Origin of the sequence: Flavobacterium tibetense (genome assembly GCF_003293845.1) — a bacterium.
Lineage (GTDB): Bacteria > Bacteroidota > Bacteroidia > Flavobacteriales > Flavobacteriaceae > Flavobacterium > Flavobacterium tibetense.
The window spans coordinates 162,727-178,855 of the sequence record NZ_QLST01000002.1; the positions used below are offsets into that span (position 1 = coordinate 162,727).

General features: G+C 32.5%; 13 protein-coding genes. 9 read left to right on the top strand and 4 right to left on the bottom strand.

From position 1 onward, the window contains the following. Positions 1-47 precede the first annotated feature (47 nt). From gpmI to DPN68_RS02500, 6 genes are all read left to right on the top strand, one after another. A complete protein-coding gene (gene gpmI, locus DPN68_RS02475; protein WP_113988011.1) occupies positions 48-1,565 on the top strand; it encodes a 2,3-bisphosphoglycerate-independent phosphoglycerate mutase in 1,518 nt (505 codons plus the stop codon). A 61-nt stretch (positions 1,566-1,626) separates the two neighbouring features. Beyond that, positions 1,627-5,223, top strand: coding sequence for a T9SS type B sorting domain-containing protein (locus tag DPN68_RS02480; RefSeq protein ID WP_113988012.1), 3,597 nt, complete (start codon positions 1,627-1,629; stop codon positions 5,221-5,223). 112 nt (positions 5,224-5,335) lie between these two features. After that, positions 5,336-6,007 (top strand): TetR/AcrR family transcriptional regulator, encoded by a 672-nt coding sequence (locus tag DPN68_RS02485; RefSeq protein ID WP_113988013.1) that lies wholly within the window; start codon positions 5,336-5,338, stop codon positions 6,005-6,007. A gap of 995 nt (positions 6,008-7,002) precedes the next feature. Further along, positions 7,003-7,662, top strand: a complete 660-nt coding sequence (locus DPN68_RS13370; protein ID WP_394336416.1) for an ATP-binding cassette domain-containing protein — start codon at positions 7,003-7,005, stop codon at positions 7,660-7,662. 6 nt (positions 7,663-7,668) lie between these two features. Continuing rightward, entirely contained in the window at positions 7,669-9,012 is a 1,344-nt protein-coding gene (locus DPN68_RS02495) for an HlyD family secretion protein (protein ID WP_113988015.1), read from the top strand. A 5-nt stretch (positions 9,013-9,017) separates the two neighbouring features. Continuing rightward, positions 9,018-10,397: a TolC family protein gene (locus DPN68_RS02500; protein WP_113988016.1), complete on the top strand. Its 1,380-nt coding sequence runs from the start codon at positions 9,018-9,020 to the stop codon at positions 10,395-10,397. Positions 10,398-10,451: 54 nt separating this feature from the next. On the opposite strand, the gene DPN68_RS02505 is transcribed toward DPN68_RS02500, so the two are convergent. Then, on the bottom strand, positions 10,452-10,784 hold the full coding sequence (locus tag DPN68_RS02505; protein WP_113988017.1) for an RNA recognition motif domain-containing protein: 333 nt from the start codon (positions 10,782-10,784) through the stop codon (positions 10,452-10,454). A 181-nt stretch (positions 10,785-10,965) separates the two neighbouring features. Next, the gene (locus DPN68_RS02510) at positions 10,966-12,240 is read right to left on the bottom strand and encodes an acetyl-CoA hydrolase/transferase family protein (RefSeq protein ID WP_113988018.1); all 1,275 of its coding nucleotides are present in this window, start codon (positions 12,238-12,240) and stop codon (positions 10,966-10,968) included. 388 nt (positions 12,241-12,628) lie between these two features. On the opposite strand from DPN68_RS02510, the gene map reads away from it, so the two are divergent. From map to DPN68_RS02525, 3 genes are read left to right on the top strand one after another with little or no spacing between them, the layout of a single operon-like run. Next, entirely contained in the window at positions 12,629-13,447 is an 819-nt protein-coding gene (map, locus tag DPN68_RS02515) for a type I methionyl aminopeptidase (RefSeq protein ID WP_113988019.1), read from the top strand. A 49-nt stretch (positions 13,448-13,496) separates the two neighbouring features. Further along, positions 13,497-13,886: a GxxExxY protein gene (locus tag DPN68_RS02520; RefSeq protein ID WP_113988020.1), complete on the top strand. Its 390-nt coding sequence runs from the start codon at positions 13,497-13,499 to the stop codon at positions 13,884-13,886. A 55-nt stretch (positions 13,887-13,941) separates the two neighbouring features. Beyond that, a complete protein-coding gene (locus DPN68_RS02525; RefSeq protein ID WP_113988021.1) occupies positions 13,942-14,706 on the top strand; it encodes a class I SAM-dependent methyltransferase in 765 nt (254 codons plus the stop codon). 28 nt (positions 14,707-14,734) lie between these two features. Here DPN68_RS02525 and DPN68_RS02530 read toward each other — a convergent pair whose 3' ends face one another. Continuing rightward, complete coding sequence (locus DPN68_RS02530; RefSeq protein ID WP_113988022.1) at positions 14,735-15,754, bottom strand: FAD:protein FMN transferase; 1,020 nt, start codon at positions 15,752-15,754, stop codon at positions 14,735-14,737. Further along, positions 15,729-16,094, bottom strand: coding sequence for a Na(+)-translocating NADH-quinone reductase subunit F (locus DPN68_RS02535; RefSeq protein WP_113988023.1), 366 nt, complete (start codon positions 16,092-16,094; stop codon positions 15,729-15,731). The genes DPN68_RS02530 and DPN68_RS02535 overlap by 26 nt, the downstream gene beginning before the upstream one ends. Positions 16,095-16,129 lie beyond the last annotated feature (35 nt).

A 16,129-nucleotide genomic window follows, 5' to 3' on the forward strand; every position in this document is an offset into this window, starting at 1 on the left:
CCTTTTTTACTTCTTCCAATGTTTATCTTTGCTTAAATTTTTGAAAGATGAACAAAAAAGTAATTCTGATGATTTTGGACGGTTGGGGAAAATCTCCCGACCCAAAAGTTTCTGCTATTGACCAAGCACATACCCCTTTTATTGATAGTTTGTACCAAAAATACCCAAATGCACAATTACGAACAGATGGGTTAAATGTAGGTTTACCTGAAGGTCAAATGGGAAATTCTGAAGTGGGTCATATGAATTTGGGAGCTGGTAGAATTGTATATCAAGATTTGGCTAAAATCAATTTAGCTGTGGAACACAAAACCATGAAATTCGAAAAATCATTGACTGATGCTTTTGATTATGCTATACAGAATAATAAAAATGTTCATTTTTTAGGATTAGTTTCTGATGGTGGCGTGCATTCACATACTTCGCATCTGAAAGGATTAATTGAAGTGGCACAAGAAAAAGGCGTACAAAATATGTTTGTTCACGCTTTTACAGATGGTAGGGATGTTGATCCAAAATCAAGTTTAGGCTACATTAACGATTTAATCGTTTTCTTCAAAAGTACCAATGCCAAATTAGCATCAGTAATTGGAAGATATTATGCTATGGATCGTGACAAACGCTGGGAAAGAGTAAAATTAGCTTATGACTTAGTGGTAAATGGATTGGGAACCAAAAGCGAAGATGCTTGCAAAAGCATTTTAGAAAGTTACGAAGCTGAAATAACCGATGAATTCATCAAACCAATTTGCATGGTCGATGTAAATGAAAATCCAGTTGCAACTATAAAAGAAGGTGATGTAGTTATTTTCTTCAACTTTAGAACCGATAGAGGTAGAGAATTAACAGAAGTGCTTTCGCAACGTGATTTTCATGAATTTAATATGCACAAGTTGAATTTGTACTACGTAACGATGACCAATTACGACGATACTTTTGAAAACATTCACGTTATTTACGACAAAGACAATATCACCGAAACATTGGGAGAAGTTTTAGAAAAACATGGCAAAAAACAAATTCGAATTGCTGAAACAGAGAAATATCCGCACGTAACTTTTTTCTTTTCTGGTGGACGAGAAATGCCTTTTGAAGGAGAAACTCGTATTATGAGAAATTCACCAAAAGTTGCCACTTACGATTTAAAACCCGAAATGAGTGCCTTTGAATTAAAAGACGCCTTACTTCCAGAATTGCAAAAAGGAGAAGTTGATTTTGTATGTCTAAACTTTGCCAATGGCGATATGGTTGGTCATACTGGAGTTATGGAAGCCGCAATTAAAGCTTGTGAAGCGGTAGATATTTGCGTGAAAGAAATTGTTGAAACTGCTTTAGCGAACAATTATACTACATTATTAATAGCTGACCACGGAAATTGTGAAACGATGATAAATGAAGATGGTTCTCCTAATACAGCACACACCACAAATCCTGTTCCGATTATTTTAATTGACAAAGAATTACCTTTAATTAAAGATGGTGTTTTGAGCGACATTGCTCCAACTATTCTAGATTTAATGGGAATTGAAAAACCAGCTGTGATGACAAGACTTTCATTGTTATAATAATTTTAACAAATTTTCGTTTAGAACGCAAATCATTCTTTTAGTCCCCAATCATAAAGTTATGAAAAAAACTACATTTTATACCATTTTATTATTTTTCACAAGTTGGGTTTCCTTTGGTCAAGGAGGAGCACCGTCATGTGCTATACTTCAAGCTAACCCTAGTGAATATCAATCGTGTGCAACAAGTATACCTTTTGCGAATTCTACAGGAGGCAACGGTGAATCATACACCACTACTTGCATCCCAACCAGCTTTGTTGGTCCAACATGGTTTTTTATAGAAATTAAAGATCCTGGAACAGTAATACTGCAAATCAGTCAAGTCAACAATGCTGGCTTTGGCACTGATGTGGATTTTGTTCTATGGGGACCATTTAGCAATCTTAATTCTATTTGTAGCCAACTTAACACCACCAATGAAGTTGATTGTAGTTATTCTCCAGCAGCTATAGAAACAGTTTCAATTCCAAATAGCAATGTTGGTGATTTATATGTTTTACTAATTGACAATTACGCAGGTCAACCTGGAAGTATTACAGTTACTCAAACAGGTGGAACTGGAACTACAAATTGTGATTTTTTATCCTCAGTAAGTATTGTTGAACCAAACAACACCCCCATCAATCAACTTGATTATTGCAAACCTTTTATCAAAGAAATCAAAGCATTAGTAGATATAACGGATTTCCCTGGACAACCAAGTGACTTGCGTTTTAACTATTCTTGGTATAAAGATGACATATTAGTTCAATCTGAGAATAACTCACTATTATCAAGTAATACAATAAATGCTAATGAAAGTGGCGTATACAAAGTAATTGTTACCGTTTATGATATTTCAATAAATCCATCAGGTGATACAACCGGATTAAGAGAAAGTGAAGCAACAATTGAACTTAAATTTCATATAGAGCCTGAAGTTAGTATTTCTAACTCAAATACTGTTTGTTTAAATTCGAATCCTGTTTTAACTTCCGCAATTTCAAACCTTACCGATATGGCACCATTAGTAGATGTTTTAAACTACCAATGGTATATAAATAACAACCCAATAAACGGAGCTACAAATCCAACTTTCACTCCAACTTTACCAGGAGATTATTATGTAATTGTAACTAACGCTCCTTGCTCGGCTAGAACATCCAATACAATAAGAATAATTGTAAGTCCAAATATACAAATTGCATCAGACAATGTGTTTTGTGAAAATGATTCTTTTACTATTACTTCAAACAATTCTAATGCTAGTTTAAATACTAATTTAACTTACCAGTGGTATAAAGATGGTATTGCAATTGCAGGAGCTAGTAGTGCTTCCCTTTTAGTTAATAAATTCAATCATACTGTAAACACAACTTCACAATATTATTTAGAAACTACCGAACAAGGCACTTGTACAAACATTTCAAATAGTGTTGCAATAACCATTAATGCTTTGCCAATAATCAATACTGTTCCAACTACATTAGAACAATGTGATTATATTGACAATACTTTAGACGGAATTGCAGAAACTAATTTATTACAACTTTATAATTACTTTACAAATACTACTTCTGGATTAACCTTATATTTTTATTCCGATATTGGTTTAACCCAGCTTATAACAAATCCTAGTAATTATATAAATACAACTTCTCCATTTTTCCAAACCATATATGTTAAGTTAGTCAACGAAAATATTACGCCTAATTGTACTTCTGAAAACACTGGAAGCTTTACGCTTAGAATAAACCCAACAAGTGTTGCTAATTACCCAAATATAGCTGCGGTTTGTCCAGAAATCAATCAAAATTTCGGTTTTATAAATTTTGATGCGCAGCGTGTTTTGATTAAGAATATGTTCTTTCCTAGTTCAGATGTTACAATTTCGTTTCATATAAACACATCAGATGCTTCTACTGGTTTAAATGCATTATCAAATGCAAGTCAACTTCCTGTAGGAACTACAACTATTTACACCCGAGTTATTTCCAATGCAACGCAAAATTGTGAAGGAATTGGAACTTTTGAAGTAACGGTTACTCAAGCACCTTTACAAAATGTTATTAATGAAGAGTTAATATGTCTTCAAGATTCGTATTTATTAAATACTAAAGATGCTGAAGTATTATCTGGACAAAGTCCAACCGTTGTGGCTTCCTATTTTAATTCATTCGAAAATGCTCGAGATAATGTTTTCGCAATTAACAAAAATATCCCATTGCTATTAACTTTGGGAACACGTAGAATTTATGTTCGATTATTTGATTCATTAACTCAATGTAGTTCAATTGTGGATTTTGATATAAGTATTTTTCCAAATCCTGTTTTGACACAGCCTTTAGCAATACGATTGTGTGGAGAAACTACTGCAACTTTCAATTTAAACAGTAGAATTACTCAAATCACAAATGGAAATGCAAATTACCAAGTTACTTTCTATGCAAATAATGCTGATTTATTAATAGATAATCCAATAACTAACCCAGATAATTATACAAGTACTTCAACAACTATTATTTGCAAGGTTGTTGATGCTACAAATAATTCTTGTGAAGCATTTACAACATTAAGTTTAGTGGTAATGAGTTTACCTGGCAGTAATAGCAATCCAACACCAATTGAATTATGTAACGACTCTGGATTTGAACAATTCGACTTAACAATTAGAGAAAGTCAAATGGCAGGAGCAACTCCATTAAGCACAATTGAATTTATATACTACAGAGAACTTAATGATGCATTAGCTAATAATAACAATAGAATAACTAACCCATCAAACTATCTTAACACAACTATTAATTTTCAAAAAATTTATGTTCGTTTAAACAGCCGAACAAATATTGATAGTGAAACTGGGCTCGCTTGCTTTAAAATTTTAGAACTTGATTTATATGTAAGGCCTTTCCCTGAAAATAATTTACTAAGCCAACCTTATACAATTTGTATTGATCAAAGTAATAATATTGTTTATCCGGTTGAAATAAAAACACTTTTAAATAGTTCTGACTATTCTTTCACTTGGTACACAGGATTTGACGGAATAAGCGGAAATGAAATTGCTGGAGAAACAAATAATTCATTTATCACTTCTACTGTTGGAGAATATTCAGTAAAAGTTACAAATATTAGCAATGCTGCTTTATGTAGTAGTATTTTTAATTTTACTGCTCAAACATCATTAATTCCAGAAATCCTAACATTAAATCCTTCCGAATTAATAGCTTTTGAAGTTGAAAACACAATTTCTGCGACAGTATCACCTCCATCAAATGACTATTTATACTCTATTGACGGTATTTATTGGCAAGAAAGTAATGTTTTTACCAATATTCCTGAAGGAGAATACACCTTAACAGTTACCAATAAATTTGGCTGTGGAAACTTAAGTGAAAACTTTATTATCTTAGATTATCCAAGATTTTTCACACCAAATGGGGATGGATACAACGACACTTGGAAACTAAAAGGCAGCTCAATTGTAGATTTTATTTCCGTTTCAATATTTGACAGATACGGAAAACTATTAAAAGTCATGAATCCACAAACGGATGAATGGGATGGCTTATTTAATGACACGCCATTACCATCAACAGATTACTGGTTTACTGTGAAATATCAAATTAATAATATTTCTAAAGAATTTCGAGGACATTTTTCCTTAATTAGATAATTTATAAGGCTACTTTTTAAGTAGCCTTTTTTCATAACAATTATTAATTAAAAGTTAAACTATTTTGAATTAATAGTAATACTATTATATTTGCAAGTGTAATTTTTATAAAATGCAAAATTTACTTAACAACTTCAATATTGTCATTAACGAAAAACTCTATGTTAAAAACCCAGAAACTTCTGATTTGGGTAAAAAAATAATAGAGCAAAGTATCCTTCTTATTGATGAAATTGGGTTTGATGCTTTTACTTTTAAGAAACTAGGCGAGAGAATTAAATCCAATGAAAGTTCTATTTATCGCTATTTTGAAAACAAGCATAAACTGCTGTTATATCTGTCTTCGTGGTACTGGTCCTGGATGGAATACAAATTAGTTTTTTCTACTGTAAACATTTCTAATCCTATAGAAAAATTAGAAAAAGCCATTGTAATTGTAACTCAACCTATTGAAGATGATTTAACAACCAAACACATTAATGAATCTATCTTAAGTAAAATTATTATAGCTGAATTTTCAAAGACATTTTTAACAAAAGAAGTTGACGAAGAAAATAAACAAGGTTATTTTTTAGTTTATAAAAGAGTAATCAACAGAATTATTGAAATGATTAATGAAGTAAATCCAAACTATCTATATGCAAAAAGTTTAGCATCTACGGTAGTTGAAGGGGCTTTACATCAGCACTTTTTAAGTGAGCATTTCAAAACCATAACCAATGCTTCTGAAAGCAATTGCATCTCAGAATTTTACAGTAACCTGATTCAAAAAACATTGCAATAATGACACCACTAAAACGATTTAAAAATTTAATTGAAATTGATAAAAAAGACATTTATCAAATCTTTTTATACTCTATTCTTGCTGGAGTTATCAGTTTGTCATTACCACTTGGTATTCAATCTATTGTAAACTTTTTACAAGCCGGAAAAGTTAGTACATCATGGATTGTACTAGTTATAATGGTAGTTATTGGAGTTGCTTTTGTTGGTACATTAAAAATCATGCAATATCGAATTACGGAAAACTTACAACAAAAAATATTTGTTCGATCTTCTTTCGAATTTGCTTATCGTTTTCCAAAAATAAAATTCAACCAATTGTATAATTCTTCTGCACCAGAATTAGCTAATCGCTTTTTTGATACATTAACCGTACAAAAAGGATTTTCCAAACTACTTTTGGATATTTCAGGAGCCATTTTACAAATTTTATTTGGTATTATTTTACTATCGCTCTACCATTCATTTTTTATATTTTTCGGGATTATTTTACTGTCATTACTGTATTTTATTTTCAAAATTAATTTTTTAGCTGGATTAGAAACTAGCTTAAAAGAGTCCAAATACAAATACCGAGTAGCGCATTGGATTCAAGAAATTGCAAGAAATCATTTAAGTTTTAAGAGTAAAAGCGTTTTTGAGTTTTCGTTAAGAAAAAACGATAAAATTGTTACCAAATATTTGCAGCAACGTGAAAATCACTTTACTATATTACGCAGGCAGTTTATTCAACTTACTGGATTCAAGGTTTTAATTACTGCAGGATTATTGATTGTTGGTGGCGTTTTAGTACTAAACCAACAAATGAATATTGGTCAATTTGTTGCGGCAGAAATTATCATCTTATCCATAATTACTGCAGTAGAAAAATTATTTTCAGGTCTGGAATTATTTTATGATGTCTTAACTTCATTAGAAAAATTGGGAACAGTTGTGGATATGGAAATTGAAACCGAAAAATCAAATCCTAATTACCAATTAAATGACGATAAATTAATAATTGAAACCAACAATGTTTGTTTCAAATTTCCAGATAGTGAATTCCCCGTTCTACAAAATATAAATCTTAAAATTGAACCTAATGATTGCATTTTAATTCAAGGGAAAAATGGTTCAGGCAAAACAACTCTTTTACGAATTTTAAGTAAATTATTAGAACCAACTGCAGGAAGTGTGTTTGTGAACGATGTAAATTACAAGAAATTTACAACTGAAGATTACCAGTCCAAAATTGGAATAATAACCGTAAATGATACATTATTTGAAGGAACCATTTTAGAAAACATAACTTGTAAAAATCAGAAAATAACCAATCAAAAATTAAGCGAAGTATTAGATAAATTAGATTTAACAAATTATATCAAATCTTTACCTGCTGGTTTTGACACAAGAATATATGCTGAAGGAAAACAAATAAACTCTTCCATTATTCAAAAAATATTATTAGCGAGATGTATTATTAATGATCCTAAAATTTTATTTTTAGAAGAACCTTTAGAAAAAGTAGATCCTGTTCAGGCAAGTAAAATTATTGATTACTTAACCAACAAAGCTCATGATTGGACCTTAGTGGTAATTTCAAATCACTCCTATTGGGAAACCAAATCAAACAAGAAAATAGTTTTAGAAAAAGGAGAAATCATTTCAAAAAAATAAAAACACATGCTAAACATAACTAAAAATAGAATCGATCAATGGGTAGATTTAGACAAATACAAATCCACTCAGATATTTGCTGAAAACAAGCAATATAAAGCCATCCGAAAGTTTATTTGGGCCTTTGCTATTTTAATCTTAATCTTTTTGTTTCTCCCATGGACGCAAAATATTCCAGGTTCAGGATTTGTCACAACATTGAAACCCAACCAAAGACCACAAACCATTCACACTACTATTGCTGGTAGAATCGAAAAATGGTACGTGAATGAAGGTGATTTTGTAAAAAAAGGCGACACCATCATCTTCTTGTCGGAAGTAAAGGATGACTATTTCGACCCAAATCTTGTTGAAAATACAGGAAATCAAGTAAAGGCAAAGGAAAATGCAGTTGAATCCTATGAACAAAAAGTAATTGCTTTAGAGAGTCAGCTTTTTGCTATTGAAAGCGAGAAAAGTTTAAAATTCAGACAAGCCCAAAACAAATTAAAACAAGCGTATTTAAAAGTTCAAAGTGATAGTATCGACTTGCAAGCTGTTACCACACAATTACGAATTGCTGAAACACAATACAATCGTTCCGTTAGTTTAAACAAAGAAGGTTTAAAACCAATGACTGATGTGGAAGAAAAACGTGTAAAATTGCAACAAATGCAAGCCAAAATCATTACACAAGAAAATAGCTATTTAACTAGCAAAAATGAAGTTTTAAATGCCACTATGGAGCTCAACAGAATTACAGCCGAATACGCAGAAAAATCAGCCAAAGCCAATAGCGACAAACAAACAGCACTAAGTACACAATATGACACAGAGGCTCAAGTAAACAAACTAAAAAATCAATATGCCAATTACCAAATCAGAAACGGCATGTACTATATTACAGCTCCACAAGATGGCTACGTAAACCGTGCATTACAATCAGGTTTGGGAGAAACTATCAAAGAAGGAACTCCTGTGGTGAGTATCATGCCAGCAGATTTCGAAATTGCAGTAGAAACCTATGTGGATCCAGTTGATTTTCCATTAATTAATAAAGGAGAAAAAGTACGCGTTTGGTTTGATGGATGGCCAACTATCGTTTTCAGCGGATGGCCTGGTGTTTCTTATGGAACTTTTGGTGGTGTAATTGTAGCTAAAGAAAATTTCATCAGTGAAAATGGCAAATACCGAATTCTAGTAGCTCCAGATCCCGAAGATAAAAAATGGCCAGAACAATTAAGCATTGGCGCTGGAACACAGTCGATTGCACTTTTAGAAGATGTGCCAATTTGGTTCGAAATTTGGCGAACATTAAACGGTTTCCCACCAAATTTCTACCAACCACAAACAGCAACAGCTAAAAAATAATTGAAATGAAATATGTATTTTATCTCATTGCGTTATTTCCAGTTTTGATTGGAGCTCAAAACAACCCAAATGAATTCACTTTCGAAGAATATTTGGGCTATGTGAAAAAATTTCATCCTCTGGTCAAACAAGCCAACTTGAAAATCACAGAAGCACAAGCGGAATTGATGAAAGCGCGTGGTGCTTTTGACCCAAAATTAGAAGCCAATTATAACGAAAAACAATACGGAGATGCCAACTACTACTCTATTTTTGATGGAAGTTTTAAAATCCCAACTTGGTATGGAATCGAAATTAAAGCCGCTTTTGACAACAACGAAGGAATTTACATCAATCCAGAAAATACGTTACCCAATCAAGGATTAACTTCTGTGGGAATTGCCGTGCCAATTGGTCAAGGACTTTGGATTAACGAAAGAATGGCTGGAATTAGAAAAGCTAAATTATTCCAAAAACTGAATGAAGCCGAAAGAAATTTAATGCTTACCGAAGTGTTATTTCAAGCTAGCAACCGCTACATTCATTGGAAAAGAAGTTATGACGAAGTTGCGTTGTATAAAGAATTTCTGGAAAATGCGCAAATTCGTTATGATGGTGTAATTAAATCGATTGAATTTGGCGATAAACCAGCAATCGATAGCATTGAAGCAGGAATTACAGTTAGAACAAGAGCTTTAAATCTAGAAAATTCAGAATTAAAATTGCTTAAAGCCAAATTAGAGTTATCTAATTTCTTATGGACCGAAGACAACATTCCATTAGAATTGGAAGACAGACTTTTTCCAGAGCAAAAGCTAAAAGCTACTTTTTTAACTACGCTTAATCTATTGGATTTAGAAAACATTTCTTTGGAAAATCATCCCAAAATCAATGCAATGTTAACTAAAATCGACATGCTTAAAATAGAACAAAAACTGAAAGCCAATAGTTTATTACCCAAAGTGGATTTGAGTTACAACTATCTTTCAGAACCCAGTGCATTCGAAAATTATCGTTTTCAGGACTATAAAGTTGGGGTGAATTTCTATTTTCCGCTATTTCTTCGAAAAGAACGTGCCGAATTGAAGTTGGCCAAACTGAAAATTCAAGATAGCGAATTGGGATTGGATTTTGAAACCCAAAGTTTGAATAATAAAATTAATGCCCAACAGCAGGAAATTAATTCATTTACAAAACAAATGGCAATCAACAATCAATTAGTTTCTAATTTTACTCAAATGTTAGAAGCCGAAGACCGATTGTTTGAAATGGGCGAAAGTTCGTTATTCATTATCAACACACGAGAAAACAGTTTGGTAAGTGCCAAATTATCTGAAATTGCCTTAGAGAATTCCTATTTGGCGTCGAGTTTAGAATTGTTTAGAGTATTGGCAAATCCAGAATAAAAAAAATCCCGAAAAATAAATTTCGGGATTTTGCTTTTATAACACTAAAGACAATTAGTAACGACCTCTATTGTTATCTCTGTTGTTAGAGAAATTTCCTCTAGCACCACCACCATTACGATCGAAGCTTCTTCTTTCGCCTTCTGGTTTTGGTTCAGATTTGTTAACTACAATAGTTCTTCCTTCAACTGTTCCTCCGTTTAACTCATCAATTGCTTTTTGAGCTTCTGCGTCATTTGGCATTTCTACAAATCCAAATCCTTTACTTCTTCCGGTAAATTTGTCAGTGATTATTTTTACTGAATCAACAGTACCATAATCTTCAAAAAAACCTTTTAAATCTGCTTCCTCAATACTGAATGGAAGACTTCCTACAAAAATATTCATCTATGAAATAATTTAATTCCTTACAAAGGTAAGCTAATTAATGTTGTCAAAAGGTTAAAGTTTGGTTTATTTTCAAATAACACAGAATATGTTTAAAAAGTTTAAAATCAATACGCTATATTTTTGAAGAATTTTCAACAATAAAGTCTATATTCTTTTATCTATTCTCTTTATTCTTTTTTTAAAAACAATTAACCATTTCAAAATACGCTTTCTCCACTTGTTCTTGATGTGATGGATGTGCGATTTTAACCATTTCTTTCACCCGTTGTTTTAATGTCTTTCCGTATAAGTCGGCAATTCCGTTCTCGGTGATAATGTATTGCACATGCGAACGCGTGGTTACTACACCAGCTCCTTGTTTCAAATACGGCACAATTCTACTTTCGCCTCTTTTGGTAATAGAAGGTAATGCAATAATAGCTTTTCCTCCATCACTCAAAGAAGCACCGCGAATAAAATCCATTTGTCCGCCAACTCCAGAATACATTTTACTTCCAATAGAATCGGCACAAACTTGACCCGTTACATCAACTTCAATAGCCGAATTGACAGCTACCATTTTTGGATTTTTACGAATTTTAGCTGAATCATTCACATACGAAGATTCTTTTAACTCAATAAATGGATTATCATCCACAAAATCATACAATCTTTTGGAACCCAATAAAAATGTAGCCAAAACTCTTCCTCTGTAAACTGATTTGTAATTACAATCAATTACATTATTTTCAATCAAATCAATTACACCATCAGAAAACATTTCGGTGTGTAATCCCAAATTCTTGTGATGGGTTAGTTTACTCAAAGCTGCATTGGGTATCGAACCAATTCCCATTTGCAACGTACTTTTATCATCAATCAATGACGCCACATATTCTCCAATTTTCTCCTCTGCTTCAGTAAAAGGCACCACATCATGGGCATAAATTGGAATATTTACCTCTACCAAATAATCAATTTCCGAAACATGAAGAATGCCGTCACCAAAAGTTCTTGGCATATTTGGATTTACTTGAGCGATTACTGTTTTTGCATTTTCAATTGCCGCAATAGAGGCTTCAACAGAAACTCCCAAAGAACAATAACCATGAGAATCAGGTGGCGAAACTTGAATAAAAACCACATCTAACGGCACCACTTTTTTACGAAACAAATGTGGTAGTTCACTCAAAAATACTGGTGTATAAGAACCATTTCCTGCTTTTAATGTATGACGAACATTTCCACCAATGAAAAACGAATTCACATGAAAACTTTCGGCTAATTCTGGATTCGCATAAGGAGCATCGCCTTCGGTGTGTAAATGACAAATTTCTACATTACGTAATTCTGAAGCTCTTTCGGTTAAGGCTTTGGTTAAAATGGTTGGCGTTGCTGCTGCAGCTTGAACATACACTCTATCTCCACTTTTTACTACTTGTACAGCTTGCGCTGCGGTTACATATTTACTCATACCTAATGAATTTATAGTGCAAAATTAGTTAGTAAATTAAGGATAAAATATGACTTTTCTCATGTTAATTTAAGAGGATAGAAATGAGAGATTAGAAGTTAGATTTTCAGATTCTCAGATATTAGAATTTAAAATTGAACTTAAAACTTTTGGAACACAGATTAAAAAAATTTGAAAAATCTTTAAAATCTTAAATGAACTTATCAGCGTAATCAAATTGACCTTTAGAAAACTTATATATCTTATATGGTTATTTTTTTTTAGATTTTGATTTTCGGATGATGGATTTTCAGATTTTCAGATATTGGAATTTGAACTTGAACTTGATTTTTGAATTTGAACTTGAATTTGAACTTGATTTCGTACTTTTGTCACGAAAATTTGCATTATGATTGTAATTAAGACTTTAGAAGAGATTGAATTAATGCGTGAAAGCGCTTTATTGGTTTCAAAAACTTTGGGAATGATTGCCAAAGAAATCAAACCAGGTGTAACTTCTTTATATTTAGATAAACTTGCGGAAGATTTTATTCGTTCGCACGGCGCGGAACCCGCATTTTTAGGAATGTATGGTTTTCCTAATTCATTGTGTATGAGTCCGAATACTCAGGTAGTTCATGGAATTCCAAACAATATTCCTTTACAAGAGGGCGATATTATTTCGGTGGATTGTGGTGTGTTGAAAAACAGTTTTTATGGCGATCATGCCTACACTTTTGAAGTAGGTGAAGTGGCTCCAGAAACCAAAAAATTATTACAAGTTACCAAAGAATCTTTATACGTTGGTATTCGTGAAACTAAAGTGGGAAATCGTGTAGAAGACATTGGTTATGCCATCCAACAATATTGCGAAAAACACGGTTATGGAGTAGTTCGTGAATTATGTGGACACGGTTTAGGCAGAAAAATGCACGAAGATCCAGAAGTTCCTAATTATGGAAAACGTGGTCGCGGCAAAAAATTAGTCAACGGAATGGTAATTGCCATTGAACCCATGATTAATCAAGGAACCAAAAACATCAAGCAACACAAAGATGGTTGGACCATAACAACAGCCGACGGAAAACCAAGCGCTCACTTTGAACACGATGTGGCAATCGTAGACGGAAAACCAGAGTTGTTATCTACTTTCGCTTATATTTATGAAGCATTAGGAATTGTAAGTAATGAAGAAGATGGTTTGAGACAGAAACCGTTAGTGCTATAACACAGAGATTCACAAAGAAATCGCAGAGATTCGCAAAAAATGCTAAAAAATGAATGAACTTAGTGAAGAATTAAATAATTTATCTTACCAAATAATTGGCTGTGCTATAGAAGTCCACAGAATTCTTGGACCGGGACTTTTAGAATCCGCTTATCAAAATTGCTTAATTTACGAACTCAAAAAAGCTGGTCTAAAAGTTGAAAAAGAAATTTCTCTTCCAATTGTTTATAAAAATATAGAGTTAAATCATGGGTATAAAATTGATTTACTTGTAAACGAACAAATTGTAATTGAATTAAAAACAGTTGAAGAACTAACTGATGTTCACAAAGCGCAAGTGCTAACTTATTTAAAACTTGGTGATTTTCCCTTGGGGCTCTTAATTAATTTTCACTCTAAAATACTAAAAAACAACATAAAAAGATATATAAATACTTAAAAGAACAACTTCGTGAATCTCTGTGATTTCTTTGTGAATCTCTGTGTAACAACTTATGAAAAAACTTTTTAAACTAATACTCAACACCATTCCAAGACCTATTCTTATCAGGTTGAGTATTGTAGTACGACCAATTTTAGCATTTTTATTGAAAGGGAGTCGTTTTACGGATCCTATTGATGGAAAAAGCTTTCGTATGTTCTTGCCTTATGGATATGGCAACCAAAGAAACAATGTGTTATCACCGAGTACTTTGTCGTTAGAAAGGCATCGCTTATTATGGTTGTATTTACAAAACGAAACGGATTTTTTTACCACTCCCAAAAAAGTATTGCATTTTGCTCCCGAACAAGAATTTTACAAGCGTTTCAAAAAACAATCGAATTTAGAGTATACCACTACCGATTTATTTTCACCATTGGCTGATGTAAAAGCCGATATTTGCAATTTACCTTTCGAAGATAATTCGTATGATATTGTTTTATGCAATCACGTTTTGGAACACATTCCAGATGATACCAAAGCTATGCAAGAATTGTATCGTGTTTTAAAACTTGGTGGCATGGGAATTTTCCAAATTCCTCAAGATTTATCTAGAGCGACAACTTTTACAGATAATTCAATAACAGATCCAAAAGAACGCGCAAAAATCTTTGGGCAATACGACCACGTTCGTGTTTATGGGAGAGATTATTTCGATAAATTAAGAAATATAGGTTTCACTGTAATTGAAGAAGATTACACGGCTAAGATTGCTCCCGAATTGGTAGAAAAATATTGTTTGGCAAAAGGTGAGATTATTCCGGTTTGTTATAAATAAAAAAGGCTCTCAAAAGAAAGCCCTAAATTTACTCAATAATTAATTTCTTAAAATTATCTGTTAAATATTGTTGCATTTGATTCTCGACATCTGTGTACAACAACATTACATACAATTCAGGATGGTTTTGTAAAAAAGTTTTTGATTCTTCCAATGGCATTATCATAAATGCGGTAGCATAACCATCAGCTAGAGCTCCATTTTTTGCTAAAACTGTGGCACTTAATATATTTCCTTTTTGAGATAAACCCGTTTTTGGATTGATGATATGAACAAACTTTTCATCTGTTTTTTCATCGATCATTACTTTTCTGTAATTTCCTGAAGTTGCCATGCCAAGGTTTTCTAGGTTTACTTTTGCGATAAGTTTTCTTTCCTCAGGAGTTTGCAAAGGATCATCAATGCCAACAACCCAATTTTTATTTTCAATCGTATTTTTCCCCAAAGCAAATAATTCACCACCAATTTCAACTATCGCATTTTTGATTCCTTTGGACTTTAAAAAATCTACCACAACATCAACCGAATACCCTTGAGCAATGGCATTGAAATCGAAATAGGTTTGGTTGTGTTTTTTTGAAATGGTGTTATCTTCGTTTAATTTCACTTTATCAAAACCAACATATTGCAACGTACTATCAATTTGATTTGGACTCAAATTCACCGATTTTTTATTGGGTCCAAAACCATAAGCATTTACCAAAACGCCGATTGTTGGATCGAAAAGTCCGTTAGTTTCTTGGAAAATTTGGTTGGAAACCTCAAAAGTTTTCACAAAAAAATCATCTACAACAATCGTAGAATCACCTGCGTTAATTTTGGAAATTTTAGAATCTGGGCGATACGTTGAAAGCGATAAATCAAAAGCGGTTAATAATGAATCGATTTCCGTTTTTGAGGTTACTTCTTCAGTTGCGATGTATTTAATTGCATACGTACTTCCTTGTGCTTCTCCTTGAATGATGAAAAAAGTTGGTTTTGACTCTTGTTGGCAGCTAAAGAAAAATAATGCTATAACTAAACTACAAAATGGTTTGAATACCTTCATAATGAATAATATAATCTTGGTTTTGTAAAATTGGCTTTTCGAAATCTATAGCATTGGCAAAACCAACACCAGCAAATAACACTTTTGCATTTTTCGTTTTAGCATGGTTGATAAATGTTTCCATGAAAACGACATCATATTCGGCAGGATTTTCAGGATACATTACGGCTTGTACCATTACAAAATGTAAGGTATTCGTAGGTTTATCCACACAAACAAATTGCGGATGTTTTTTCAACTGACTGTTAATGGCAATGAACTCAAATCCTTGTTTTTCGAGTTCTTTCCCCACGTGATTCATGGCCAAATGATGTAAGTCTTGTAATGATAATGGTTCCATAGTGCAAAGGTAAATATTTCAAGTGGATTGCATAA

Bases quoted from the DNA above. Each gene is read 5' to 3' on its own strand.
- gpmI (WP_113988011.1), top strand. From the start codon at position 48: ATGAACAAAAAAGTAATTCTGATGATTTTGGACGGTTGGGGAAAATCT.
- DPN68_RS02480 (WP_113988012.1), top strand. From the start codon at position 1,627: ATGAAAAAAACTACATTTTATACCATTTTATTATTTTTCACAAGTTGG.
- DPN68_RS02485 (WP_113988013.1), top strand. From the start codon at position 5,336: ATGCAAAATTTACTTAACAACTTCAATATTGTCATTAACGAAAAACTC.
- DPN68_RS02495 (WP_113988015.1), top strand. From the start codon at position 7,669: ATGCTAAACATAACTAAAAATAGAATCGATCAATGGGTAGATTTAGAC.
- DPN68_RS02500 (WP_113988016.1), top strand. From the start codon at position 9,018: ATGAAATATGTATTTTATCTCATTGCGTTATTTCCAGTTTTGATTGGA.
- DPN68_RS02505 (WP_113988017.1), bottom strand. From the start codon at position 10,784: ATGAATATTTTTGTAGGAAGTCTTCCATTCAGTATTGAGGAAGCAGAT.
- DPN68_RS02510 (WP_113988018.1), bottom strand. From the start codon at position 12,240: ATGAGTAAATATGTAACCGCAGCGCAAGCTGTACAAGTAGTAAAAAGT.
- map (WP_113988019.1), top strand. From the start codon at position 12,629: ATGATTGTAATTAAGACTTTAGAAGAGATTGAATTAATGCGTGAAAGC.
- DPN68_RS02520 (WP_113988020.1), top strand. From the start codon at position 13,497: ATGAATGAACTTAGTGAAGAATTAAATAATTTATCTTACCAAATAATT.
- DPN68_RS02525 (WP_113988021.1), top strand. From the start codon at position 13,942: ATGAAAAAACTTTTTAAACTAATACTCAACACCATTCCAAGACCTATT.
- DPN68_RS02530 (WP_113988022.1), bottom strand. From the start codon at position 15,754: ATGAAGGTATTCAAACCATTTTGTAGTTTAGTTATAGCATTATTTTTC.
- DPN68_RS02535 (WP_113988023.1), bottom strand. From the start codon at position 16,094: ATGGAACCATTATCATTACAAGACTTACATCATTTGGCCATGAATCAC.